General features: G+C 43.4%; 23 protein-coding genes. 5 read left to right on the top strand and 18 right to left on the bottom strand.

Annotated features, from left to right (window positions below):
* Positions 1-86: 86 nt before the first annotated feature.
* Positions 87-503, top strand: coding sequence for an NAD(+)--rifampin ADP-ribosyltransferase (arr, locus tag QU597_RS03325; RefSeq protein WP_310831358.1), 417 nt, complete (start codon positions 87-89; stop codon positions 501-503).
* Here the strand turns inward: arr and QU597_RS03320 are convergent.
* Positions 494-1,486 (bottom strand): tRNA dihydrouridine synthase, encoded by a 993-nt coding sequence (locus tag QU597_RS03320; protein ID WP_310831357.1) that lies wholly within the window; start codon positions 1,484-1,486, stop codon positions 494-496. The genes arr and QU597_RS03320 overlap by 10 nt on opposite strands.
* A gap of 361 nt (positions 1,487-1,847) precedes the next feature.
* Here QU597_RS03320 and QU597_RS03315 point away from each other — a divergent pair, with 361 nt between their 5' ends.
* Complete coding sequence (locus tag QU597_RS03315) at positions 1,848-3,146, top strand: MFS transporter (RefSeq protein ID WP_310831356.1); 1,299 nt, start codon at positions 1,848-1,850, stop codon at positions 3,144-3,146.
* A gap of 142 nt (positions 3,147-3,288) precedes the next feature.
* On the opposite strand, the gene QU597_RS03310 is transcribed toward QU597_RS03315, so the two are convergent.
* Together QU597_RS03310 and QU597_RS03305 are read right to left on the bottom strand one after the other, a co-directional pair.
* Positions 3,289-4,440: an anti-sigma-I factor RsgI family protein gene (locus QU597_RS03310; RefSeq protein ID WP_310831355.1), complete on the bottom strand. Its 1,152-nt coding sequence runs from the start codon at positions 4,438-4,440 to the stop codon at positions 3,289-3,291.
* Positions 4,424-4,924 (bottom strand): RNA polymerase sigma factor, encoded by a 501-nt coding sequence (locus QU597_RS03305; protein WP_310831354.1) that lies wholly within the window; start codon positions 4,922-4,924, stop codon positions 4,424-4,426. The genes QU597_RS03310 and QU597_RS03305 overlap by 17 nt, the downstream gene beginning before the upstream one ends.
* 546 nt (positions 4,925-5,470) lie before the next feature.
* Between QU597_RS03305 and QU597_RS03300 the strand changes: the two genes are divergently transcribed.
* Positions 5,471-6,226: an alpha/beta hydrolase gene (locus QU597_RS03300; RefSeq protein WP_310831353.1), complete on the top strand. Its 756-nt coding sequence runs from the start codon at positions 5,471-5,473 to the stop codon at positions 6,224-6,226.
* 554 nt (positions 6,227-6,780) lie between these two features.
* Entirely contained in the window at positions 6,781-6,942 is a 162-nt protein-coding gene (locus QU597_RS03295) for a hypothetical protein (RefSeq protein ID WP_310831352.1), read from the top strand.
* Positions 6,943-7,248: 306 nt separating this feature from the next.
* On the opposite strand, the gene QU597_RS03290 is transcribed toward QU597_RS03295, so the two are convergent.
* The 10 genes from QU597_RS03290 to QU597_RS03245 all read right to left on the bottom strand — a co-directional run bounded on the left by QU597_RS03290 (position 7,249) and on the right by QU597_RS03245 (position 20,291).
* Positions 7,249-8,940, bottom strand: coding sequence for a DUF262 domain-containing protein (locus tag QU597_RS03290; RefSeq protein ID WP_310831351.1), 1,692 nt, complete (start codon positions 8,938-8,940; stop codon positions 7,249-7,251).
* Between the two features lie 512 nt (positions 8,941-9,452).
* Positions 9,453-11,177: a hypothetical protein gene (locus QU597_RS03285; RefSeq protein ID WP_310831350.1), complete on the bottom strand. Its 1,725-nt coding sequence runs from the start codon at positions 11,175-11,177 to the stop codon at positions 9,453-9,455.
* Between the two features lies 1 nt (position 11,178).
* Positions 11,179-11,571: a hypothetical protein gene (locus QU597_RS03280; RefSeq protein ID WP_310831349.1), complete on the bottom strand. Its 393-nt coding sequence runs from the start codon at positions 11,569-11,571 to the stop codon at positions 11,179-11,181.
* 156 nt (positions 11,572-11,727) lie between these two features.
* The gene (locus QU597_RS03275) at positions 11,728-13,572 is read right to left on the bottom strand and encodes an AAA family ATPase (protein WP_310831348.1); all 1,845 of its coding nucleotides are present in this window, start codon (positions 13,570-13,572) and stop codon (positions 11,728-11,730) included.
* A complete protein-coding gene (locus QU597_RS03270; protein ID WP_310831347.1) occupies positions 13,569-14,072 on the bottom strand; it encodes an ABC-three component system middle component 2 in 504 nt (167 codons plus the stop codon). Before QU597_RS03270 ends, QU597_RS03275 begins: the two co-directional genes overlap by 4 nt.
* A 3-nt stretch (positions 14,073-14,075) precedes the next feature.
* Positions 14,076-15,182, bottom strand: a complete 1,107-nt coding sequence (locus QU597_RS03265) for an ABC-three component system protein (RefSeq protein ID WP_310831346.1) — start codon at positions 15,180-15,182, stop codon at positions 14,076-14,078.
* Positions 15,183-16,116: 934 nt separating this feature from the next.
* On the bottom strand, positions 16,117-17,664 hold the full coding sequence (rlmD, locus tag QU597_RS03260) for a 23S rRNA (uracil(1939)-C(5))-methyltransferase RlmD (RefSeq protein ID WP_310831345.1): 1,548 nt from the start codon (positions 17,662-17,664) through the stop codon (positions 16,117-16,119).
* A gap of 155 nt (positions 17,665-17,819) precedes the next feature.
* On the bottom strand, positions 17,820-18,713 hold the full coding sequence (locus QU597_RS03255; protein WP_054943765.1) for a diacylglycerol kinase: 894 nt from the start codon (positions 18,711-18,713) through the stop codon (positions 17,820-17,822).
* A 516-nt stretch (positions 18,714-19,229) separates the two neighbouring features.
* Complete coding sequence (locus QU597_RS03250) at positions 19,230-19,997, bottom strand: sirohydrochlorin chelatase (RefSeq protein WP_310831344.1); 768 nt, start codon at positions 19,995-19,997, stop codon at positions 19,230-19,232.
* A 3-nt stretch (positions 19,998-20,000) separates the two neighbouring features.
* Positions 20,001-20,291, bottom strand: a complete 291-nt coding sequence (locus QU597_RS03245; protein ID WP_019913624.1) for a YerC/YecD family TrpR-related protein — start codon at positions 20,289-20,291, stop codon at positions 20,001-20,003.
* Positions 20,292-20,728: 437 nt separating this feature from the next.
* Here QU597_RS03245 and QU597_RS03240 point away from each other — a divergent pair, with 437 nt between their 5' ends.
* Complete coding sequence (locus QU597_RS03240; protein ID WP_310831342.1) at positions 20,729-21,280, top strand: tyrosine protein kinase; 552 nt, start codon at positions 20,729-20,731, stop codon at positions 21,278-21,280.
* Between the two features lie 46 nt (positions 21,281-21,326).
* On the opposite strand, the gene corA is transcribed toward QU597_RS03240, so the two are convergent.
* The 5 genes from corA to QU597_RS03215 all read right to left on the bottom strand — a co-directional run bounded on the left by corA (position 21,327) and on the right by QU597_RS03215 (position 26,122).
* Positions 21,327-22,286 (bottom strand): magnesium/cobalt transporter CorA, encoded by a 960-nt coding sequence (gene corA, locus QU597_RS03235; RefSeq protein WP_310831341.1) that lies wholly within the window; start codon positions 22,284-22,286, stop codon positions 21,327-21,329.
* A gap of 173 nt (positions 22,287-22,459) precedes the next feature.
* Complete coding sequence (locus QU597_RS03230; RefSeq protein WP_310831340.1) at positions 22,460-23,362, bottom strand: response regulator; 903 nt, start codon at positions 23,360-23,362, stop codon at positions 22,460-22,462.
* A gap of 3 nt (positions 23,363-23,365) precedes the next feature.
* A complete protein-coding gene (locus QU597_RS03225; RefSeq protein WP_310831339.1) occupies positions 23,366-24,658 on the bottom strand; it encodes an ATP-binding protein in 1,293 nt (430 codons plus the stop codon).
* Positions 24,659-24,746: 88 nt separating this feature from the next.
* Entirely contained in the window at positions 24,747-25,397 is a 651-nt protein-coding gene (locus QU597_RS03220) for an amino acid ABC transporter permease (RefSeq protein WP_310831338.1), read from the bottom strand.
* Between the two features lie 74 nt (positions 25,398-25,471).
* Complete coding sequence (locus QU597_RS03215) at positions 25,472-26,122, bottom strand: amino acid ABC transporter permease (protein WP_310831337.1); 651 nt, start codon at positions 26,120-26,122, stop codon at positions 25,472-25,474.
* Between the last annotated feature and the right edge of the window lie 157 nt (positions 26,123-26,279).

Genomic DNA, 26,279 nt, shown 5'->3' with positions numbered 1-26,279 from the left:
GATTTACGATGGATTTACAGACTACACTTTTGCCGGTTTGCCCACTATACTAGTGTGTACCAATCGCAAAGAAGAGGTGGATCTATATGAATAACCCAAAAGATGTGCTGGATAACGGCCCTTTTTTACACGGTACGAAAGCAGAGCTGAAGATTGGAGATTTGTTAGAACCTCAACACTTATCTAATTACCAGAATAAAAAATCCAATTATATCTATTTCACGGCCACGTTAGAGGCTGCCAAATGGGGTGCCGAATTAGCAGCTTCTGAAACCAAAGAAAGGATTTATATGGTTGAGCCCTTAGGCGAGTTTGAAAATGACCCGAACGTAACGGACAAAAGATTCCCCGGAAACCCGACACGTTCTTATAGATCCAAATCTCCACTCAAAATCATAGCGGAATTAGGATCATGGGAAAGACACTCCGAAGAACAAATTAATCATATGGTGGAATCTATAAAAATGCTGCATGAACAAGGGAAATTTGTAATTTACGATTGATCCTTACGTTCCTCGTCATCCTGCACCTTGCTTGCAAACTCATCAAGCAGCGCACGCACTTCTTTTGTGGACTTGGTGTTCATCAAGGTATTTCTTAATTCACTTGCCCCGCGGAAACCGCGGACATAGATTTTGAAGAATCGTTGAAGGGGGCTGAAGGCACGTGGTGCCTGTCCTGCGTATTGATCATAGAGATCCAGATGCAGCCGCAGCAGATCAAGCAACTCCTCACTACTGTGCTCCTTCGGCTCCTGCTCAAAAGCAAACGGATTATGAAAAATACCGCGTCCGATCATAATCCCATCCACACCGTACTCTTCAGCGAGCCTCAGGCCGGTCTGACGGTCAGGGATATCCCCGTTAATGGTCAGCAGGGTATGTGGTGCCACCTCATCACGAAGCTTCTTAATCTCCGGAATCAGCTCCCAGTGGGCATCTACTTTGCTCATTTCCTCTCTTGTGCGCAGATGAATGGACAGATTCACAATGTCTTGCTGCAAAATATGGGTCAACCAGCCGCGCCATTCGTCGATGTCTGTGAAACCGAGCCTTGTTTTTACACTGACGGGGAGTCCCCCGGCTTTGGCCGCCTGGATGATCTCCGCTGCGAGTTCGGGACGGCAGATCAGGCCGCTCCCCTTCCCGTTCTCTGCTACATTCGCTACAGGACAACCCATATTAATATCGATGCCTTTGAAGCCTTCCTTCGCCATTCCGATGCTCATCTGACGGAAGTATTCCGGCTTGTCTCCCCAGATATGCGCTACAATCGGCTGTTCATCCTCTGTAAACGTCAGACGGCCGCGCACTGCATGGTGCCCCTCCGGGTGACAATAACTCTCTGAATTCGCAAACTCCGTAAAAAATACATCCGGTCTGCCCGCTTCACTTACGACATGGCGAAAAACAACATCCGTCACATCCTCCATGGGCGCCAGTATGAAAAATGGCCGTGGTAAGTCACGCCAAAAATTGTTTGTCATATCAATAACCTCTCTATAGATACCGGGACACTCTTTATCCCGAAATAGTAAACTAACCTGTTCATAACGAGTATATCATAACCCAAAGAGAAGCATACTCACCGGGTAAGGGCTACATCCTTGGAAATTTCAATTATATAATTATTTTCCGGGTTCGCACATGGTAAAATAAAGAAGAATTTACTTTAAGGTGAATTTAACTTCAGGCGATAAAGAAGGAGAAACCAAATGAAAATATGCAGTGGCACCGCTCCGTGCAAGGTCTGAACCGGACGAAACTGCACGGAGCGGATTGAGTTCGTCCGTTCGGCTTTGCACTTTCATTGAATCGTTAAGAATTCATTGAAAGAGGAGCAGAGTCATGATAAAAAAATTAAAAACGAACGTCAGGGAGCTTCGGACTTTCCTGATTTTATGGATTACACAGTCATTTTCAGCACTGGGCAGTGCAATGACCTCCTTTGCCTTGGTGATCTGGTCTTATCAGCAGCAAGGGTCGGCTCTTACCAGCTCGCTATTGGTTATCTGTTCCTATGCACCCTATGTCCTGCTGAGTATCTTCGCAGGGGCACTGAGTGACCGGTGGAACAAGAAGGCCACCATGCTGATCAGTGACAGCTTTGCGGCACTGTGTACCGTTTCGATCCTTATTCTGATGACAACGGGTAAGCTCCAGATCTGGCATCTGTATTTGATCAATACCTTGAATGGACTGATGAACACTGTACAGCAGCCGGCATCGGATGTAGCGATCAGCCTGTTGGCTCCGCAAAAACACTATCAGAAGGTTAGCGGGATGCGTTCCTTTTCCAATTCGCTGGTTACCATACTGACGCCTATACTTGCCACTTCAATGCTTTCCTTTACTTGTATCCGGGTTGTTATCCTGTTTGATTTGATTACATTTGCTACAGCGTTCATGGCGTTGCTATGCTTTGTCCATATCCCCCAAGTTCCAAACCAGAGCGGCACGGGGAGTGAGTCGGTATTACAATCTGCCAAAAGCGGCTTACGGTATCTCAGGGACAACCGAGGCATTCTCGATTTGATTCTTTTTTTGGCCGTAATCAATTTTACCGCGTCTATCTTCAATGCTGCCCTGCCCGCAATGATGCTCTCACGTGTTGGCGGCGGAGAGTTAGCGCTAGGTATGGTCAACACCGTTACAGGGATAGCCATGATGGCTGGAAGCCTTGCGGTTGCTATTCTGCCGCCGCCTAAAAGCCGGGTTCGGGTCATTTTGAATTGCTTGCTGTTTTCCATGAGCTCCGAGAATTTCATCCTTGCCTTCGGCAGAAGTACACCTGTGTGGTGTTTGGGCGCCATCCTCGGATGGATATTCATTCCGGTGATGAACGCTAATATGGATGTGCTTTTCCGCTCAACCATCCCAATTGAGATGCAGGGGCGTGTCTACTCGGCAAGGAATACCTTACAGTTTTTCACCATTCCTGTAGGATATCTGTGCGGTGGCGTGTTGGTTGACCGGGTGTTTGAACCCTTTATGGCAGTCCAGCCAATGAACAGCCTGTGGGTCACACTGGTCGGCACAGGCAAAGGCTCCGGAGCAGCTTTGCTATTCCTTGCGATCGGAATTTTCGGTGCATGTTCTTGCCTGCCGTTCCGGGCGGATAAACATATATGGAGGTTGGAAGATTAGTTTCTTCTCTCCAAACGGCAATTAGCACAGGGTAGCTCTTATGGCTGCTCTGTGCTTTTTTAATTTCCTGTAACCTCAAAAAAGGCTATGTTTTTCGTTGTCAGAAAAACATAGCCCATTCTTCTTTAGAATTTTGCCTTAGTTAATTATCTTCATTCTTAACTTTTTCATCACCATTCTTATTTGCATTTGTATTTGCGTCACTATTCTTATTTTCATGAGGTGCAGCATTACTTTTGGTTGCGCCTTGGTTTTTGTTGTCTACTTCTTTTTTATCGTTATCTTCAGCATCATCTATTTTAGATTTATTGGTCACACTGGCGGCATTATTATCTTTGCTATCCTTGTCCTCACTGCTTATCTTATCTTCTTTTTCATTAGCTTTAGATCCATTATTTATTTTAGCTGCATTTGTATTATTTGCATCGCTTGTGTCTGTGGCAGTGCCGGTGTTAGTGGTGCTAGTATTGGTACTATTGTCGGTTGTATTATTGTCGTTTGTATTATTGTCGGTTGTACTATTGGTTTGATCTTTATTTTCATCCTTATTATCAGCGTTATTCTTAAGCTTGTCTTTGCTCTCTTTTATAGTTTTCATTATATCTTTGACACTTGCATCTTTATATTGATCCACAGTAGCGGTTGGATCAACTTTTTGAAGCTTATTAATAAGATTAAGCTTTCCAGGGCTGATACCTAAAGCTCTCGCCTGATCCCTGCGGGCAAGGGCAACATTATCTTTGATAACAGTTGCTGTTGTGTCAGTTTCCTGTAAAGCCTGATTTGCTCCGGTTTCAGCATCATTTTCAAGTTCGGCTGCAGTATTTGAATCATCTGTTTCAGAGGTAAGAGAAACAACAGATGAACCGTCAACAGCTATAAAACCATTATCAACGGCAGAATAAACCAGTGTGCTGACAGCTACAGTAACATTAGAACCTTTTATGTTTATTTTAGCCAATATCTTGTTGCCGTCGTCATTGATTCCTTTAACTTTTACAACTTTATCAAATGCATTAACTCCTATTTCTACACTAGGGTTAATGTCCAGACTAAGGTATGATACCGGTGTTTGATAATAGCCGTATGCCGCACCGCCTCCACCAACGATTAAGGTTGCCATGCATGCAGCTGCTACTAACTTTTTCTTCATAAAGAATGTCCTCCAATGACTGTATTTTATGTTTTTAGTATTCTCTTTCATTAATGCGTCTTTTAGAAATACTTCAGTTCTGCTTATTAAGGCCTCTTCCGCTTTAATTTGATTGATCGCAGATTTAAAACGTGAAATCATGTTCTTTGCCTCCTAACTTTTGTTTCATAAGTTCCCTTGCTCTGTGTAAGTGAGAATAGATAGTGTTTACTTTTTTATTTAGTAACTGAGCCATTTCAGGCACGGTATACTCCTCGTAGTAAAATAGATAGATAACATCCTTGTACTTGTCCGGAAGCGATAAAACGACCTGCAGGAGTTCATTTTCTGCTTGATCTTCAAATGGTAATTCCATACCTTCAATTGAAACCATTTTCTTTCTCCAAAAGCTTTTTAAGATGTCCTTGCATTTATTGATTGTAACTCTGATTAGCCATGCTTTTTCATGTTCAGCACTTTCAAAGCGGGAGTTATTTTGTAACAACTTTAGGAATACTTCTTGAAAAACATCATCCACATCTGCACTATTATGTAGATATATAAAGCATATTCGACGTACAAGGTCAGAATATTGGGTGAGCGCAGCTGAAATATTATCGTTGATATCAATCGGTAATTGGGCCATTTCTTCTCCTTTCTATACTGGATACGATTGACCAATAAGAATCCTTGCACATATTTTTTTGTTTTTTATTTGAAAAATATACCTTTATAGAATTATTACCTTCATTTCATTTTCCAGCCGGAATTCACGCGTGGTAACAAAAAAAAGAGACGTGGATTCCCGCACATCTCTTCGTTATGCTGTCATTGGATAGAATTCATTAACTCGTAGAACCATATAAACCTAAGAACCCATCCGCCATGCTGGAAGGGTTCTGCTACCGTCACATTTTGTTTAGTCCTATCTCATTTAACTAGCACCGCTACGATATATCACGGGTTTATTTGGGGGATACACCAATTCTTAGAACAGTGAGCAGAACAAAGAAAAAGGACAATGACAAAAAGACCTCATACCGTAGAATAGTAACTACGCCAGAAGTTCCTGTCATTTGAATAACTGTCTGTCTAGCAATATAATCAAATAGTAGAAATATTTTTTAAGATGTAATTGTTTTCTTAAGGTCAATAATTTAATTTATATTAGTCGGCATCGGAGGAGTGTTGAATGAACTTTGTAAACCCGCCAGCAGAATCACCTCAATATGTTACTCATAAAACATTTTACAGCCAAGTATTAAATCATGAAGTAGGCTATAATATCTATCTTCCGTCTGGGTACAAAGACTGCGGCGAAAAATATCCGGTTGCGTACCACATTCACGGATGGACGGGCAACGAATCCTCCGAGATATGGCCGCTGGAAAAGGTCTATAAAAACAGACGAGCCATTACTGTTTTTGTCAACGCCATTTCGTCGGAAGACAATTATTTCGATGCCTTATTGCAAATTGAATCCATCCTTATTAAGGAACTGATTCCCCATATCGACGGTCAGTACAGAACAGACACAACCCGTGAGAACAGAATGCTGTCAGGGTTTTCGATGGGCGGCAACATGGCGTTTTATTATGCAGTTAAGCACCCCGAGCTGTTTAGTTCCGTAACCCCTTACGCAGGAACCTATCACCATCTCTATTTCAAAGAATTTCGTACTGTGGGGGTAGCACCGGAAAAAGTCATCGAGTTATACGAAGATATGATGAGAGAAGAATGGTATTTGGAGGAAAACAATATTTTATGCTTGGTACGGCAAAATGCGGAAAAAATTCGCGGTAAACTAAAAATTGATATTCATATCGGCACAGCTGACATATTATTTTGCGATAATGAAATTTTACATTTATATTTGGATTCGTTAAATATCCTGCATGAGTACAGGAAATTCGAGGAGATTGACCACGACTTGGAAAAAATATTATAGCACTCACTAATAAGCAAACTGAATGTAAACTGGATATAAGCTCATCACAACTGTGTTTACTTCAGAAATAGTAATGAACACAAAATTCGGGACACTCCCAAATACCACATTTCACTTGTGCTTAACCCCCTTAATTTTCAACGCTTGACGTCAAAATGAATAAACTTCTGCTAAAAAAAATCCTCAAACCCGCATTCCACCGTTACCTGAATAAATAAACTCTTGCTAAAAACACAGGGAAAGGCTTGAAATTCACAGGGGCCGCCTCCTCCCGTTCCAATCGCCCAAACCCCACTTCCAACAAGCATCACAGCCTTCTCTCGCCTTTTTTCTTCTCTACGTCAAATACCTAACCATCTACCGTCAGAGCAGGAGAAAACATAGGTAAAGTGCCGGGTTTAGGAAGAACATAATCAGGGTAAATGATCGATTAAAAAGCCGAGGAAACACATGAGATAGGCTTAAAAGCTTCAGGAAAAGAGTCGAGTAAAAAAATAGAGAATGCTGGTGTGGCAAGAGATTCCAGAGGTTAGGTTAAAAAAAAGAGAGAGAAAATGGATGAGAAAAAAGATTGGGGTGATAAGGCGAGGGGGCTGAGAAAAAGGAAAAAGAGAAAAAAACCGATCGAAATGCAGGAGAAAATCCTGAAAATCGGTCGGCTCTGCGGAATCGCATGGATCTGGGTTTACACCGTGCTCCATTTAGCGATTAGATGATTTTATCACGACTTTATTCGATTTTTAGCACGAGTATATTTGTAATATCAGGGGTTTATTTGTTGGATACACCTTTATAGATCAAGGAACAAACAGCCTCCACATGGGATGAGTATACAGTGTCAACACATAATAGATCTAAAAAAGTGGGGAACGTCGGGAACCAACCGGTTAATTTTTCCTAGGGAGGTATTAGTTATTGTTAAAAATAAAAGTGGTTTGGGTCCATGTTATTTGTCAATACGATATGTTTCACATTCAACCTTACCACTCGTAAATATATCTATTTGACCTAACAAAAGTTAATCACCCTAGCAACTCTCGTACCCTTTCCGAGAGTATTGCTTTTCTTGCCTCATAAAACTTTTCAAAATCCTCAATTTCAAGTGAAACACCATCTGCAATCATAGCCTGCTTCAGGAACTCCGCTTTCTGATGATCATTCATATCATTGTAATAATCAACAAGTCGCATATTATTTTTGCTCCCGTTACTTCTACCTTCAAGCAAATGTAGATTAGGTAGTCGATTACGATTTCCACGCCACCTTTTCCAATCTTCCATAGAAACAGACACAGGCTTGTTACCTTCAAATCTGTCATATGGATGCAGATGGTCTTGCTCATACTTAAAGTTTCTGTTCATCCAGTCAAGGGACAGATAATATAGTGCCTCTCCAGCAACTCTACTGCCTTTTTCTGCATTGAGTACATCTTCAATTTTGCCGTCCGTTACTCTGAGTTCATTCATCTGGTTGAGCATATCCACATTGATTTCATAATCATAGCTGTTGATGTTACTCTTCATCTGTTGAAGTTTGCTAGTTGTGCCAGATTGGAAATACGTGAACAGAACCGCTCTAATCAAATAAGCACGAATGCCATCAAGGTTTTTATTATATTCTGGGTTGTAATAAATAAAGTAGATTATAGGTAACAGTACGTTCCAGCTGCTTGAAAAACGGCTGACCTCGATTTTCATACCCTTCAGCACAGTTTCCAGATCCTTTAGTGCCTTTCTGAAAGCACTCCAGTTATTCTTCAGTTCCTCTGCTATCTGCTTGTTAATATTTGACTTTACAACATCACCATAAAGCATAAGAGCAGAACGGATAATAAAATCCGAACCGAATCCATCATAAGACTCCACAAGTAGTTTTCCGAACTCCGTCTTTGCACTTGGCCAATATGCCTCAAGGATGGACATCGTAATTTCCGATTTGCGGAGTGCCTTGCCACCGCTGTTAAATCTTACGAACATCTCAAGGGCATCATCCTGTTTCATGTCCTGGATTTCTGTAAAACGAATCAGCTTTTCTACAAAGATTTTATTATACAGCTTATTTAGAATATCCCTTGCATACTGTTTACTGTCTGCCGGAACATTGGCAATGGCTTCATCGATTGCTTGGTCTCTGGTGGATCCATCCTGGAACTTCTCGTCTAGAATACTCTTAATTTCAAACTGTGTCGGACTCAGCTTACCTACCTTTTCACTGAACTTGATGTCATACTTTTTACTATTATATTCCTCTTCATCAACTGTCAGCTTATTCTTATTCAATTCAATCAATAGCTTTGTGACCAATCCACCACTATTTTGCTTCCTTGCGTGTTTTTGCCGAATATAGGCACCTCCTAACAAGGACAGAAACAGAGAAGTCAATCTCTGCTGTCCGTCCAACACCGCAGTATCAGTAATCTTCACATCTATGCTGGACAGTTCATAATTTACGCTGTCTGCCTGTTTTCTGCTATCGAACGTTACCTCAGACAGGAAGTTGCAGAAGTATGTATCCCATGTCACATTGTCATCATCCACGTGCCAGAACAGGAATGTGGCAATTGGGTAATCAAGCAGAATGGAGTCCCACAACTTTTCAATTTGCTCAATGCTCCAAACATACTGTCTTTGAAATGCAGGCATAACAAACTTGCCGTTTTTGATGTTTTGTAAAGCCTCGTATATTGTTATACTGCTATCAATTAATTTACTCATACTCAAACCTCTCAATCCTTCATGAGTATACTTCCAGCCTCGTGCCAGATTGTTACAAATAATCATTACCCTCATAACAGTTCGACATATTTCTTCAATCCCCTTCCATTTCCTGAACATCTTTCAAATTGGCTCTACTACAGTATCTCCTCACAAGGATAGCCCAAGCGCTGACTCCGCTTAGGCTCTAACAGTTTAATATAGTAGGTAAATGTGGCTCTTATAATCTTACTTTCTTACGAGCGACACACAGCACTCCACATGTGCGGGTTGCATAAAATAGACAACTTGATGTGGCAGTAGTCGCTTGTTTATGAACTCATTTTACATTACTACTAACTCACTACCGTATGAACTGTAAACTTGAGGTGAAGTGAGTTAGGTTGAAAGATGGCGGCGAATTCATACTTGGCAACTGATCTAAGAAATCAAGATATTCAGAGAAAATAAATGAAATTTTCACTAATATGATTAAAGATACGATTAAGTTTGATGAAAAGAATATTTGAAAACTAATAAAACTCCCAAACCGATTCAATCACCTTAAAAGCTCGAATAACCTTCTTTTCATGGAACCTTCGTGTAGATTTTGAATGATCTTCGACAATTAAACGTTTACTATTTATCAATTCTAGTATTCTTAAATATGCGAGTTGGTATGAACTCACATTAAAATATCTAATAAATGTCCCCGGAAGGTAATCTGAATAGAAAACCACAGCTCCAAAAAATATACTATTCTTTAACTTCTTCGAAACCAATAGATCAAGATTAGTTGCGTTATTATCATTAAACTGCACTGTCATACACTTAACTTTTTTGGTACTGAGCAAGAAATTAATCCATGCTATAAAATCTCCGTGCATATACCACAAAACGTTTTTCATCTTGGATTCTAGATGTCTCTGTTGATTTTTTTGTCTATTGTTTTTACTAATCACATAATATTGATCGCCTAGGAATATAGAATTTATACTTTCAAGTATTCTTTTTTCTATACTTTCGAAAGTATCGTTAAAGCAACTAGCATGAATACCAATGATATTTGTATTTATTTCATTATTGTCAAATATATGAGTATTAACATTATTATTTAGTATATCCATGTACATTTTCTTATTAATACAACAAGCAGACGTTTGATAATCTGAGTTCCTTGTCTTCACAGCAAACCAAACATCATCCTTTTTATCTGGATCATATATTTTATCCGTGTGAATAACCGAAAGCTCATTTAATACTGGCCAATGTCCATGTTCAAAAACTGGGATTTTCTCAGGCGTTACAACGTTTTCATTGAATCTATATTTTGCATGATTATTAATCTGACTATTATTAATATGCATATTACCAATCACATCATAGTCAGATTGTTCTAATCCTGCTATCTTAAGCTTTTCAAAGTCATACTCAGATAATATTTTCACAGACAAATTCTTATCAAGATTATTTATTACCTCTAAAAACCCCTCCTGTTCCTCTTCAATATATGAGCATTTAATTACATTTCGATTTTCAAGTAGTTCTCTTAAATAGTCATAAATATGATCTCCAAATAATTTGTTTAGTGTATTTTGATTTTGCAGATTAATCTCTTTCCAATCTTCCTCCTTTTGATAATCAAATTCTTTAATAAATTTAACTATCTCTTTGTCCAAGAAAAGTTTCAAACTATTATCCAGATTTTTTAAATCGTTTTCATTAATATTGCTCAATATTTCATTAAGTCTATAGTTCGGTGAATTGGTTTTATCAATATAGCAATTATAGCTTCCCAAACAACTTTCTATATCATTTCTGATGTAGGAGTCAAAGCAAAGACTTACTAATCTATGCCCAACTAAATATTGCATATATGTACTCTTAAAGTATGGATCTATTAATTTAGACAGAGTATTGTAATAGTTCATATACTCTGTTGATAAGGTACAAAGATAATTTTCTATTAATTCTACATCTAGTTGTTTTATTGAACAGTAAGTAGCAACTACTTCATGAGCATATACACTTTGCTTATATAACTCATAATTTAGTATTAATAACTGATTTCTGTAGTCGGGGTTATCATCAGAATGTTGTTTTATTAATTTGCTAATTAAAGATTGGTAAGAGCCATATACCGTATGAATAAAAAATTCTGAGTGTATTAATTCATGCCTACAAATGGCAATATCCGATACATCTTTCCAATTCACACTCCACTTTTGAAGATTTGCGAAACTCACATTTTTATTCATTTTATTTCCCTAAACTTTTTACATTATCAATTTTAATTGAATATGCTTTATCTTCTTTCTTCACAGATATTTTCACTTCCTTATCCTCAACGGTGATAAAATAATCGCTATTTTTTTGCTTCACATCTTTAATTTCAAACGTCTCTTGGTCTTTTTCATATTTCAACTCTCTGTTCTTCACCATTTCATTTACTTTTTTTCCACCCAAATCTACGATTTGAATTACCGTATAAACAGCTGTAATAGCTCCAAACCATATTTCTAAATCACCGAAATTAAACTCAATATTCCTAGGTACAATTTTATATTTTTCTTTTTGTTCAGAAGTGAATAAATTATTAACCTCATCTATTGCTTTAGTAAACTCAACATTTTCTACTACGATTAGTTCCATATAAATACCCTCTTTCTATAAAATTATTTACCCTATTAATTCAATTCGAGTCAATTTGTAAAAAACCTTGCTTTGGTCGATATTATTCTAAAGAAATCCAACCAAATTTAAGTAGACAGCTTTTCGATGTGACAGTATTCGCTATGTTAGTTATTCCTAAAATACAATAAATCCATACCGACCTCTATCGTGATTTTTTGTAAATTCGATATAATTAATATTTTGAATCACATTCTTCGGAGGTATTTTGTTCTCTAAAATGATTACCTGATTATTGTAGGGGAATTGGGATAAATACTCGAAAAACCTTGCTTGTAAATCCTCAGAAGTCTTATCTTCGTCTCCGTCTTCCTCTTTGTACGAGGTAATTGGAGAATCAAGAACAACTAAACCGGGGTGGGGCAAGCCATTTTGATTGCAATATCGCATCAAGCCCAACACAAAAGCACTATAAGAAATTGAACGATAACCTTTACCAAATAGCCTTCTTGACTTTCCTGAAATAATAATATCTTTCTGTCTATTATCGAATTTAATATCTTCGTATCCTGGGTATTTCCAACCTTTTAAATAATATTGAATACTTTCACATAGTTTTTCATAATAACTGGAGTAATCATTTACAACAGGGGTATTATCAATTTCTGCTTCAGACTCACTTCCGATAAGACCTAGTAGTTTTCTTTTCTCGTTGAGCAACTTATTTAGTGTGTTTTTCTTTTCTTCTGTTTCATTAATATATTTCTGCGTTTCTAGGACCTTTCGGAGTTCTTCCTGCACAATGAAACTTTGGGGTTCTAATTGTTCATCTATTATTTTACTCAAACGGTTATACTCATTTTTCTTATTCTCTAATTCACTAACTAATAAATCAAATTCTTCTTCCATTACTGTGATTGTATTAAGTAGATCCTCACGATGCAGTGAAATTTTCTGGAGTTCAATTCTATACGATTCCTGTTTTTGGTCTTTTTCTATATGCGAACATGTGAGTATCCCATTTTTAATAGTCTGATCACAGGTAGGGCACTTCTCGTAATTCAACAAAGAAAAATAATGCTCACCCTCTATTAAAAAAGAAATTCTATCGATATCTGTTTTGTACTGATCATTTAATAAACGAAATCTCTTCAGCAATTCATTTGTAGATAACATTTTAGATTCACATTGTTGAATCTCAGTCCATAAGACTTTTCTACTTTTTGATAAACTTTCAATATCAGAACTAATTCCACTCCTCTTAACAGTTAAATTATTGATAAGCGCCTCAATGTCCTCGTTTGACGCTAGCAGGACTCGTGTTGTATTCAAGTCCAAGGTATTAATTAAACTATCAATTAATTCTATTTGAACAGTAACGGATGTATTCGAACTGTTCTCTTTAAAATTTTCAGTTAATTGGCTGTCATCTTTATTAGTTAGTATTAGTCTAAATGCGGATTCTTCAGCTGTTTTTGTCTTATTGTTATCTGAATGAACAGGTGATTCTTTTGAGATTATTTTCATCTCATTTATCAATACGAAATCATTGAAATTTCTATAAGTAAAACGATTTAATTTATTAGCTAGGTTGGTTTTAATATATAAATTTGTTTCTTCAAATCCTGATAAAGACATTAAGAACCTTGACATACTATCTTTCTTACCGCTATGTTTTTGAGAAAGAGTTTCATATGAGGTATCTTGTGTCAACTGATTTAAAGGGCAATTATACTTTATGAAGTTTCCTCCAGAAAGCCCTCTTCTAAAAGTAAACCTTTGACCCCTGTTACTTTCTATCTCCATAAAAATAGTGTGGTATCCATTGTCAATGACCTCATCTATTTGTTCAGGAGCATCCTTTCCACCTAGCATATAATTTATACAATCAAATATGTATGATTTCCCTGTATTCGTCGGACCGACAATTACATTAAGACCTTTCTTTAGTTCTATTTCTGAAAACAACTCTTCATTGCCTTCCAAACGTAGCTTTGTTATATAGAAGCCCTCTGTAGTCATTCAATACCTCCCCTTACATATGCCTCATACATAAATTCTCCGCCCCATTTATTAATGTTTTTTTCAATAAATGCTCTTAATTCTTCATCAGAGAATTTAGAGAAATAATTCAAAACCCATTCGGCATTGTCATATAATCTTTTACTGTAGGAAGATTCTAGTAAGTTAAGAAAAGGTATTGTCAATTCTGAAGCCGAATAGCTTATACCATTTTCATCATATACAATGTTAATCAAGCTCTTGCTGTACATTAGTTCTAAGCCCTCCTGCATAGCTTTTCGTCTTACAATAATCCCCCCTGATCTATGTGGAGTATCTGGGTGTATGGACTGAGGACTATGAATCTCTCCGATATCACTCGAATGTATTACCAAATAATCATAGTAGATTAGTCTTTGTAAATCTAAATTTTTAGATGAGGCTATTCCAAGGATAACAAGAGCTCTTAGACCAACTTCAAAAGAAGAATTAAAGCCTATCAATTCGGTGTTATTTGGCATTATTTAATCCACCCAACTTATTATCTTATCTTCATTTGCCAAATGGTGACATAAGCCGTTTAAGTCATTCCCTTTAACAGAAGTGTATAATGGATAGCTTGGGACATTAATGCTTCTTGCGGCTTTGCAAACCGCTTTAACACGCTCAAATCCATCATCATGTTTAGACTCTATTATGTCTATTACTCCATCATAAACCTCTTGTTTTAAATCTTCGTAAGCATTAACACCTGGGGGAAGAGTATCCCGCTCAAATAACATTAAAGATTCGGCAGAATAGAAACACTTTCTTTGTCTATTGAAATGATTAAAATAATTAGAGTGGTTTGGAAGTTGTAAAATGTCATTTATTTTAGACTTATGATTGTCCGAATAAGCCTCAAGTAATTTTTTAACATAAAGCAACTCTGTGGTAGTTACTTTCTCGGGCGGTTCAACAGGTTCAGGACGGGTTTTATGTATCCCTCCGAACCTATAGAAAAAATATTTAGTTTTAGAGTGTTGCTCAATTAATTCTTGTGGATCAATGTCATCAAATATTGAAAAATCAAAACCTTCTACATAAGAAAGAAAGTCCCCTACTAAATCAATCTTTTTCCCTGTGATAATGTGATTCTGGCATTTATCATTCCACTCTTTTATTAGTCCCTCTTTTAGTTTATTGGGTGAGTCAATTAAATTAGATAGCTTTGTTGAGACGCCATTGGGTGTTACAAAATAATACTTTCTAGGTATTGAGTACTCTTTTATAAAAGAGTAGTAACATAGCTTTCCTAGTTCAATCCAAATACTACTTGGGGCTAAAGGAGCATTATAATGTTTACATTGATAATTATCCCATATCAAATCATTTTTTTTGTCATAGCTAACATATGCTATAACATCTCTCCCCATATCCCCTGCCGCGCCACATCTTCGTACTTTGACATACTTATTTTTTAAATAGCCGCATGACCACTCTCTCACAAGGTCTTCAAAGTCTTTGTCGGAGATAACTTGTAGCCTCTTAATAGGTTCAATTACTTTTCCTAACAATAAATCTGTATTTGATAATTTAACCGAAACCACAGGCTCTGCTATATCCACCGTATCTTTTTCAATTTCTATCAAAATAAATCACCACGTCCTTATTTTTCCTATCCAAATAATAACACAAACTACCTTTTATGTTGATCTGATTTTTAGATATATTGACCTAGATAACTATGCCTATATAAATGCTTGATGCTTTTCATCTTTTTTATTATGATTGCCTACTAGGCAATTTATTGTCCCGGACTAAATTAGTGACTTTCAGTAATCGACAAATCCCATTTGAAATTAAGCTAAAATATTGCCAACCTAATCTTTCTTATAAAATATTAATAGCAAGAATAGCTCACATGCAGTTACGATTTGGGCGCATAAGTTCCGTAAAGAGTTTTGTCATAATTGGCGGGGTTAAGTTGGCTTAGAATTGTATTTTCAATATGGTTTTTTTATTTATAACCGATTATTGCAGGTAAGCACTTTTCAGAGAAATTTGGCGCGGCGCAAAGATGGGTAAACTCCGGTTAGCTGTCCTTACACACCTAAAGGATTTAATTGATAACTCGCTAAATATGCAATCCCTTGTGGACGTTACAATTCAACGAGCAGGAATCAAGAAAAATAATGCCGTTGAGGAACTCGATAAGGTTCAACGCGAAATCAGTAAATTGGATAGGGAACTTGTACAGCTTACGAGGAAATGGACTAGCGGCGATATTGAAAAGGAAATGTTCAACGCTTGTTCTTTAGCGGTAAAGAACGAACGCCAAGCATTAGAGGAACGTGGGGCGCGACTTCAAGTAGAAATCGCGCCCACGAACATGATACGGAATCGCGTGTATCGGCATTCAAGGCTGAGTTAATGAATTTCGCCGCGCTAGACGTAAGTAACGAGGAAATACTGAGGGATATGATTCACAAGATGATTAACCGTGTTGACGTTCACGAAGACGGTACTATCGAAATCAGTTGCAACTTCCAAAACCCATTAAAACAAGGGGCATAGCCATATCGGCTAGCCCCTTCTCTCCATCCATATTACGCACTCCACATGCACGGTATGCGGGAACATATCCACTGGAGTTACCTCCATTGTCTTGTACCCGCCATCCTCCAGTACCCGTAAATCCCTCGCAAGTGTCGATGGATTACACGACACATACACCACTCGCTCCGGCTTCATCGTAAGAATTGTCTCTAATAACCTAGGATCGCAGCCCTTACGCGGCGGATCGACGACGATGACGTCCGGCGTGACGCCTTGCTCTTTCCAGTTTGGAATTACGTCCTCGGACGCGCCAACCTCGAACACTACGTTGTTCATATTATTAAGGCGGGCATTTCCCCGGGCATCCTCAATAGCTTCAGGCACAATCTCCACTCCGTATACCTTAGCCGCGTGCTGCGCCAGGAACAGCGAGATTGTTCCGATACCGCAATAGGCATCAATAACCGTTTCGTTGCCAGTCAGTCCGGCATATTCTACAGTTTTACCGTATAGTACTTCAGTCTGTGCCGGGTTTACCTGATAGAATGATCGGGCGGAGATGGCGAACTGCACATCACCGATATAGTCATAGATAACATCTCTGCCCCACAGGACACGGGTTTCGTTGCCGAAGATGACATTTGTGCGCTGGGTGTTCACGTTCTGGCAGATGCTGACTACATCCGGGAGCTGTTCCCGGATGCTGCCGAGCCAGGCGTCCAGATGCGGAATGTCACGGCCGTTGGTTACGAGGACGAGCATCATTTCACCGGTGCGGAAGGCTTTCTTCACGACGACATGGCGCAGCAGTCCGCGTCCAGTTTCTTCATTATAGGCGGAGATGCCCAGCTCTCTGCCAATACGTTTCACCGCTGAAACGACGTCGTCGTTATGTTCGTGCTGAATCAGGCATGTCTCCATATCAACGATCCGGTGACTGCCGCGGGCGTAGAAGCCGCCGACCAGTCCGCCTTCGGTGACGCCGATCGGTACTTGGGCCTTGTTACGGTAACGCCAAGGCTCGTCCATACCCAGGGTAGGCTGAACAATGATACCCTCCGCTTGAGCCCTCGCAGCACTTCCACTCGCCACGCTCTCTCCCTCAGCCGCCACCCGTTCCGTCCCTGCCAAACCATCGCCACTCCCGGCTTCCGCGCCTCTTCCCGGCGCCCCAGCCACCTCCAGCTTCCCGATCCGCTGGAGATTGTCCACCACCAGCTGGCGTTTCCACGCCAGCTGGGCGGTGTAATCCATATGCTGCAGCTGGCAGCCGCCGCATTGGTCGTAGATCGGGCATGGCGGCGCGATGCGGTCGCCGCTGGCCTGCACAAGCTCAAGCAGCTTGGCGTAGCCATACTGCTTCTTGGTCTTGAGCACCTTCGCCCGGACCTTCTCACCGGGCAGGGCTCCAGACACAAAAAGGGTAAAGCCTTCTACGCGGCCTACCCCTTCACCTTCATGGGTCATGCCGATGATATCGAGCATAACCTCGTCATTCTTATTCACTGGCAGTCCGGCGGCAGGTGCCGTGCCTTCCCGGCGGCTTGCGCTGCGTCCACTGCGTTGTTTACTCATAGCTATATATTCACTTCTTTCGTGTTCTTCTAATACTAATACAAAAGCTCCAGCCGACCCGGGCGGGCCACCGCACGAATCAAGTGGAGCATTTCTGTCATGTTAACGTCTTACAATGCGACCTCATCAGCCGCATCTCCGAAACTCCCTTACCCTTAGTTATTCTGCGCAAAAATCCGCAGATGCTGCGGCAGGATCTGGAACTTGCCCGGCAGGGTGCCGCCGAGTTCCCCGTCCAGATTGAGCTGGACGTATCCCGGGGAGGTGACTTCCATCGCATCGGTACGGAAGTACACGACTTTTTTGTCCTGCAGATGCTCACCGCGGATGGCCAGCGTGACCAGACGGACGAACTCGGCAAGGTTGCATTTCTTGACGGCAATGACGTCGAACAGACCGTCGTCGATGCGGGCATCCGGGGCCAGCTTCTCGAAGCCGCCGACGGAGTTGGTGTTGGCGATCAGGAAGAGCATGAACTCGTCATGGATCAGCTCCTGGCCGTTCGCGCGGATGTACAGCTCCTGCGGTGACAGGCTGGCCATTTTCTCAATCCCTTTGAGGTAATAAGCCAGTTGTCCCATCATCGTCTTGAGTCTGCTGGGAACCTCGTATGTCAGCTCGGTCAGGCGGCCGCCGCCGGCTATATTAATGAAGTATCGGTCGTTGGCTTTGCCGAGGTCAATCAGGCGCGACTCCTGGCGCAGAATCAGATCGCAGGAATCCTCCCAGTTCTTCGGAATGCCCATCGCCCGGGCAAAATCATTGGTAGTACCCAGCGGCAATACGCCGAGCGGGGGAAGATTGGGCTTCTCCGCCATACCGTTAATAACCTCGTTCAGCGTGCCGTCGCCGCCGGCTGCTATGATCAGATCATAACATCCGCGTTCAACCGCCTCTGCTGCAGCTGCAGTAGCATCGCCTTCTCCGGTTGTAGCATGACAAGTTGCTTCAATGCCGCCTATATCCAGCCGGTCCAAAATGTCGGCGAGTCGCTTTTTCATTTCTTCCCGACCAGAAGTGGGATTATAAATCAATCTCGCAGTTTTCATTACCGGAACGCCACCTGTTTATATAATAGATAACCTTACTGATTATACCCAATTCAGCACCCTACAAGCAATGTTGGAGACTAACCGGCGAATATATTTCACTTTAAAAGTTGCACCTTTTTACTTTCTACGCGGCATTGTACGCAGATTGCGGGGAACGTTCGGACTTCCGGCCAATGTTAAGGTGAGGGTATATTCTATTGTACTTTCTGCATCAGATCCCCGTTTAATCGGCCCGCAAATGGAATCCATTGTACTTTGTGCAGCAGAATTCTGGAATTAAGGCGTTTTCAATCCACCTTTCCATATTCCGTTGTACGAAATGCAGCAGAATGCGTTTTTCCGCAGATCGGTAAGCATTCTATTGTACAAAGTACAATTAAGCCGTAAACCTCATTGATCTTCGGACATACACGCTACCGCATTTAAGTTCAATGTCTAGTGATCAGCAGGCAATCTAAATATATGTATGCGGCAGCGGCAGAAATCAACACTCCTGGAGTGTGAATTCCGCAATTAATGAACCCGCAGCTTCTCCAGCATCTTGAGCACCTGTTGCTCAATCCAGTGCGGCAGCAGCGGATGCGGCAGCAGGGTGCTGCCTGAATAAGCATACTTGAGGCCCTCAAGCCGCTTCGGAATGACTACTTTAGTGAAATAGCCTTCACTCAGAAAGAGCGGAGCCACCAGTACATCATGGCCCTGCCCGATCCAATATTCAGCCCGTTCTCTTACATTCTCGGGGTTCAGCAGACCGTAATCTGCCGCCGCCACTCCGCTGACCTGGCGTACCCGCTCCGCCAGGGAGGAGATGCCAACTTCCCAGCGCTGGCGGAAGCCGTCATGTATGCTGCCATGCCCCACGAGCAGAATGGTCTCCCGCTCCGGTTGGACAGACAACTCCCGCAGCTTGTCCCAGAGCATTACGGCAATATCCGGATCATCGTCAACCGGGTAGCCGTAATGCACATTAGCCTGCACCTCGAAGCATTCCAGATCGGTCTCGCGTTCAGGGGCAGGCTTCGCCCCAATTGCATACTCTATCTCATCGACATGCGTACTTCCTGAGGAAACAAACAAGGGGATCACAATAATATCTGTGACCCCTGCAGATTCCAGCTCATTTATACCATCTTGAATCAAACGGCCTTCTACCAGCTCCAGAAAAGAAACCGCCACCGGCAGCTCTTCCTCCAGCGATAAATGGCCCACTGCTTCATCTACAATAGAAACCCAGGCCTTGTCGCGGGAGCCATGACTGATAATAAGTACGCCCGGCTTCATGTCTTAACGCCCCAGACGTTCCAGCGTTAATTTATAGCCGTCATTACCGTAATTCAGGCAGCGCTTAACCCGTGAGATTGTCGCTGTGCTTGCTCCGGTCTCGGCTTCGATCTGGTTATAGGTAGAGCCTTTGCCGAGCATGCGTGCAACCTCCAGACGCTGAGACAGCGACTGAATTTCGTTCACAGTGCACAGATCGTCAAAGAACACATAACATTCTTCCATATTTTTGAGTGTTAGAATCGCCTCGAATAATTGGTCAATACTTTTATCGTTTAGCTTCTTAAGCTGCATCGTAGATCATCCCCTAAAAGTTTGGTCAGCATCATTTTCACTGATTAAGCATTATACAAAACTGACATTAAAACATTAAAAATATAAAGTTAAACCGACTATCTTGCCTCTACTATATTGTACTGGAGCAGTTTTTTCAAGCATTAACGATTTCACGCTGTAAAGAACGAAAACAATGGACAACCGTCCACCACAGGCGCACACAATCTTATGTAAATGAAAACCCGCTTCCTCTACTCTATAGGATTTACCGCCTTAATTATAGTACTACATAAGCACCGAAAATCAAGCATGGACACGGTTTCTTCACTTCCGCTTACGCCTGATGGGCATTCGCCCTTTTCCGCTGCTATCCCGGTAACCCGGGCGTTTGTCTATACCTTATGTTCGCCTATGACATACAGTATAGCAAACCACTAACGAAGGAATGTGATGTTATGCCTAATCATTACTACAATCATTCCAGCCGGGATAGACGTTCACTGGCCGGTCCGTATAATTATTCGCCCTATCCCGGAATCGGTTCATACGTCCAGCCGCCTCCCCCTGTGGAAGCCGGAATGTTTCCTGCGCTTGGGACGGAGGCGGCAGAAGCAGCGCTGGCTGTACCCGTAACCGAAGCTGCCGCTGCCCCAAAAGCCGGCGGACTGCTGGGCGGTCTCAATCTCGGGAATCTCGGCAATCTGGCCAATATGGATCAGCTCAAAGGAATTATTGACCGGATGGGCGGTATCGACGGGATCGTAAACTCTATGGGCAAGGTACAGAAGGTGATGCAGGGCTTTCAGCAAATGGCACCGATGGTGAAGCTCGTTATGGGCACCTTCGGTAAAAAGAAAGGCTCGGGCGCACTGGCCGCGGAAGAGGATGCTGCCCTGTATAAGCCCAAATCGCGCAAAAAAAGACGCCCCTCTACGCAGCGCCGTAAATCCCCACCCAAAAAAAATCGCAAGTCTTCTCCTGCCTCCGTGAAACGCCGCCGCACTTAGCGGTGGCGTTTCACGCTTTTTTCTTGTTAATGCAGGCTCTTCCGCTCTACTTAAACCAGCCGCTCCGCCGGAACCACCGGAACATGCCCATCCCCAGCAGCAGCATCAGCAGCAGGATCACAGGATACCCGTATGCCCAGTCCAGCTCCGGCATCACTCTGAAGTTCATACCGTAGATTCCCGCGATCAGGGTCAGCGGCATGAATACCGTCGTGATCACGGTGAGTGTCTTCATTATGGAATTCATCCGGTTGGAATTGAGAGAGATATAGCTGTCACGCAGATCGGCGGTCATTTCCCGGTCGACCTCAATCATGTCGGTCAGTTTCAGCAGATGATCATAGATATCGCCGAAATAGATCCGTTCCTCCCCGTTGCTCTGCACATGCTGCGAATTGACGATCCGGTACATCAGATCACGCATCGGAACAATCGTCCGGCGCAGCTTGAGCAGCCGCCCCCGCACATTGAACACCTGGCTCATCAGCTCCTCCACCGATTCCGTGCTGCCCATGCTCTCGAGGTCCGCCAGCTCGTCTTCCAGACCGTACAGGCTGGGAAAATATTTGTCGACCAGCTTATCCATCACGGTATAGGCGGCAGCCATCGGGCCTCCGGACCAGCCTTTACGGCTGTGGATTTCCCCTTGCACTATCCCCCAGGCTTCATCCATTTCCGATTTCTGCTGGTGATGATAGGAGACGAGGAAGCTTTTGTTTAAGAACAGGTCTATTTCCTCCGCCTCCAGCGTCACTTCATTGAGCGCATGCAGCACTAAAAACTGCACATTCTCGTAATAATCCAGCTTGGGCCGCTGCAGGACATGCATGCAATCCTCTATCGCCAGAGGGTGAAAATGAAAATAGGTGTCGAGCAGGAGCGTTTCCTCCGGTGTTGGGGAGGCGAAATCCGCCCAGATCCAGGCATAATCAGCTATCGTTATGCTCTGAAGCGGCAGATCTGTCAGCACTTCACCCTCATGTGTTACCGCCAGTGTACGTATCATCTATGAGTCCTCCGTTTAATCCTGTTTCTAAGCTTGCAGCGGCTTTATTTACCATTGTACAGCATGCGGCGGCTTCTGCCCAAATCCCTGTCCATCTGCAAAAAAATAACCGCCAGCCCGCTGTTCAGCGGTTCCAGTGGTTGTCGGATTGTCATGCCCTGCCGTCCGCAGAATTAGCGGCCCAGGCCTTCCAGCAGCTCCAAATGCAGCACCTGCAGGAACTTCTTCAGATTGACCTTCACTTTGCCGGAATCCCGGCCCAGCTCGATCTCTTTCATCTTCAGCCGCACCTCTTCAAAGTCGAAATACAGCGGCGCATAATGCTCAAACTTCGGATTCCCGTAATCGGTCAGCCCGATCGAAGCCAGATTCATCAGCCCGGCAGACAAAGCACGGCGCAGCCGCTGTTCAATCGCTTTGACCTCTTTGGCTGCTTCAGCAGGAGAAGTCTTATAGGTGGCCGCGGCCATCTCATACAACTCCTTGAGCGGGGGAAGGGTCCGGTTATCTTCTCTAGCGGCCGTAAGCTCCATCATCAGAATGATATCCCGGCTTCCGGCCTCAGAGATCATGCCCATATTCATCAGAATCGGCTGGATAATCTCTTTCACAGAACGTTTATTCACCGCTGCCGGCGCCAGTCCGAACTGCAGCCCTTCCAGCTTGCCGAGACTCAATTTGATCTCATCCAGGTAACGGTTAATCGCATAACGCTCATTCACTTTATGCAGTACGGACTCGACTTCGATTTTATTGATCGGCTTGCGGATGAAGAACTCGATTCCGCTGCGGTAGGCACGGCCGACCATATCACTGTTCTCAATCTGCGAGATCATCACGAACTTGGAGCGGCAGCCTTGGGCCTGCAGCGAATTAATCGTCTCAATCCCGTCCTGGTCCGGCATCAGCAGATCCATCAGCACAATATCCGGACGTTCCTCCAGAATCAGACGCACTCCGTCCTGCCCGCATTCCGCTGTACCGGTCACTTCGCCAAGTCCGCTGTCCTCAATAATATGCTGCAGCATTCTTCTAGCTGATCCGTCGTCATCCACAATACAGAAAGATAGCGGCATTCCCTATTCCTCCTCCTTCCGCAGCTTTGCCGTTGGCATAATAATCTGAAACCTGGCCCCTCCATGCTTTGAGGCATTATCGACTGTAAGTTGTCCCCCGAATAAGTCCACAATGTCCTTCACATGCGACAGTCCAATTCCCGTAGCCGCAACGCCCTCCTGATCAAACTTCGTGGTAAAGCCCGGCTCGAACAGCAGCTCACGGTCACGTTCCGGAATCCCACCGCCGCTGTCCGCTACTGCAAAAACCGTATTCTCCCCATCCTCATACACTTCAAGAGACACACTGCCGTCAACTTTTATCACTTCAACCGCATTAGCCGTTAGATTACCAAGCAGAGTTAACAGAGGGATGTAGCTAGCGGTGGTATAGTCAGAGTTCATCATAAGTGTAAAATGAATTTGCTTGCCCAGCATTTCAGCGTACTTGGCATTGCTCTTGAGCGTAAACTTCATGATCACAGACAACGGCAGATCGCCGGTCACCTCACGCTCCACAAGCTTCACCAGACCCGCCAGAATACGCTGCGAATCCTTCTTCACTTCATGAATCTGCTGGGTTATGTCAAGCACCTGGCGGCTGTAAGGCCTCAGTTCTTCCTCCGCCTTGAGGCTGCGGTAAAGATCGTAGCTGCTTAAAGTCACACGCTCCAGCGTCCCGATCGATTTCTCCAGATAAAAGACTTCCCCATACAGCCCTGAGCCGAAGCCGAGCATCTGCTCCATCCGCCGGTTCTGCTCCCGCTGCGTAATCCGCATCTGGCTGACAGAAATACTGCTGTATACCCCGGTTGTAAAATAAGTGCGGATCACCGCAATCGCCATCAGAAACGTCCATTCATTCAGCCGGAAGGTGGCCGAGTCCAGCACAATCAGCCGGGTAAGCAGCTCCATCTCATTCGACAGCAGATCAATCAGCGCCGCCACGCCGCCAAGGACTAGAGGGTGGAATGTATCCAGCCGGCTTTTGATCAGACTCATCAGCACTGCGAAGACGATATAATAGACCATCGCTGAGAAATGGCTGTTCAGGCTCTGCAGAAACGAAGTTCCGCTGCTGCCTGCAGCATCCATCCCGGTGCGGAATAATAACACGGTGGCACCGGTTGCGATTCCCGTAGTGATATAAGGCAGCCGCCTCATTAAAAGCAAAAACAGCAGAAAAGCGCTGCTGCCTAGTGCAATCCGGAAGATGTCGCCGTCAAACGGATTTATTTTGAATTCCCCGGCCACTGCTGTCCCCAAAGCTACCACAGCGATCTGCAAAGCCCTGGATTTAAGTATAGATTGTCCCATCGCCCACTGCTCCTGCCAAGAGATGTTGTCAACTATACTACCATAACCCCCGCTTCTTTTATATGCTATGGTATTGGTTTCCGCCAAATCAGGCCGTTTTATGCTCAAGTCTTCTCGAAACCAGTGACAGCAGGTAATTCACTGCGAAATACAGCACGGCAACCATCATAAGAACAGGAATCGTGAAGCTTTCCTTCTGCCCCATAACGATCTTCGCATTATGCATCAATTCCGGCAGGGCGACGATCGTCGCGAGTGAGGTATCCTTGAGCAGTGAAATGAACTGGCTGACGAGCGGCGGCACCATATGACGCAGTCCCTGCGGAAGCACGATATGCCACAGCGTCTGGAAGCTGCTGAGTCCGGACGAACGTGCGGCTTCGATCTGTCCCTTGTCAACGGCCGTTAATCCCCCGCGTACAATCTCAGCAATCATCGCAGCCTCAAAGATCGTGAGTGCGGCAATCGCAGCAGTGGTCAGTCCCATCTTGATTCCTACCTCAGGCAGCGCGAAACGGACGAAGAAAATAATCAGCAGCAGCGGCAAGTTACGGATCAGCTCGACCAGAAAGAACATCACCGGCGAGAGGACCGGCACTTCTGCATAGCGGATTACACCGACAATTACGCCAATCACAAAGCTCAGAATGATCGACACAAAAGCCACAATCAGTGTAAGGTAGAAGCCGTCCATTAAAAAGCCTAAATTAGCGGCGGAAAATGCACCGGCAAAATCCATAGTATCCCTCCTTAGTGCTAGTTATCAAAGTGTTCCTAAATCTTCATTACGGGAGTGTACCCTCTTGGTACTCTTTAGTACTTCCGCTGCAGTCTGCGTTCCCACACCCGGATACCATAACTGAGCGGCAGTGTCAGCACCAGATAGAATACCGCCACAAAAATATAAGTATCGAATGTGCGATAGGTCTCTGTAGAGATGCTGTCTGCGAAATACATCAGGTCCATCCCGGCAACAATGGTCAGCACGGAAGAGTTCTTGATCAGGTTAATGAACTGGTTCCCGAGCGGCGGAATGACCAGCTTAATGGCCTGCGGCAAAATCACATGCATCATCGTTTGGATATAGCTGAGTCCGGACGAACGTGCCGCCTCCATCTGGCCTTTGGGCACAGCCATAATTCCTGCACGGATCGCTTCAGCAATAAATGCTGAGGTGTACACGGCCAGACCTATCGTTCCTGCCTTGAAGCCGTCGAGCGGAAAACCCAGTGCCGACGGGCCGTAATAGAAAATATACACAACGAGCAGCAGCGGAATATTACGGACGAACTCGACGTATCCCGTTCCGAACCAGCGCAGTGCCTTCACCGTGGTGATACGGAACACCGCGATTACCGCTCCGATCAGGAAGCTGCCGATCAGCGCCAGCACACTGGACAGAATCGTGCCCCAGAAGCCCTCCAGATAAAGATCGAAATAACCGGTTAATATCGAAAAATCCATCGTTCTCACCTACCCTTGCCTACAAGATAATTAGTTGGACTTACTTACTTTGTTCCTACCCTGCCCTGTCTGTTTACAAGAAGAAACGGCAGAGCCGGTCCTCTACAGGGCCGGGTACCGTTTCTGGAATCCTTATAAGGGCAAGACCTGTTCTCAC

Origin of the sequence: Paenibacillus pedocola, from assembly GCF_031599675.1 — a bacterium.
Lineage (GTDB): Bacteria > Bacillota > Bacilli > Paenibacillales > Paenibacillaceae > Paenibacillus_AQ > Paenibacillus_AQ pedocola.
This window is presented reverse-complemented; position numbering and strand designations above follow the sequence as displayed.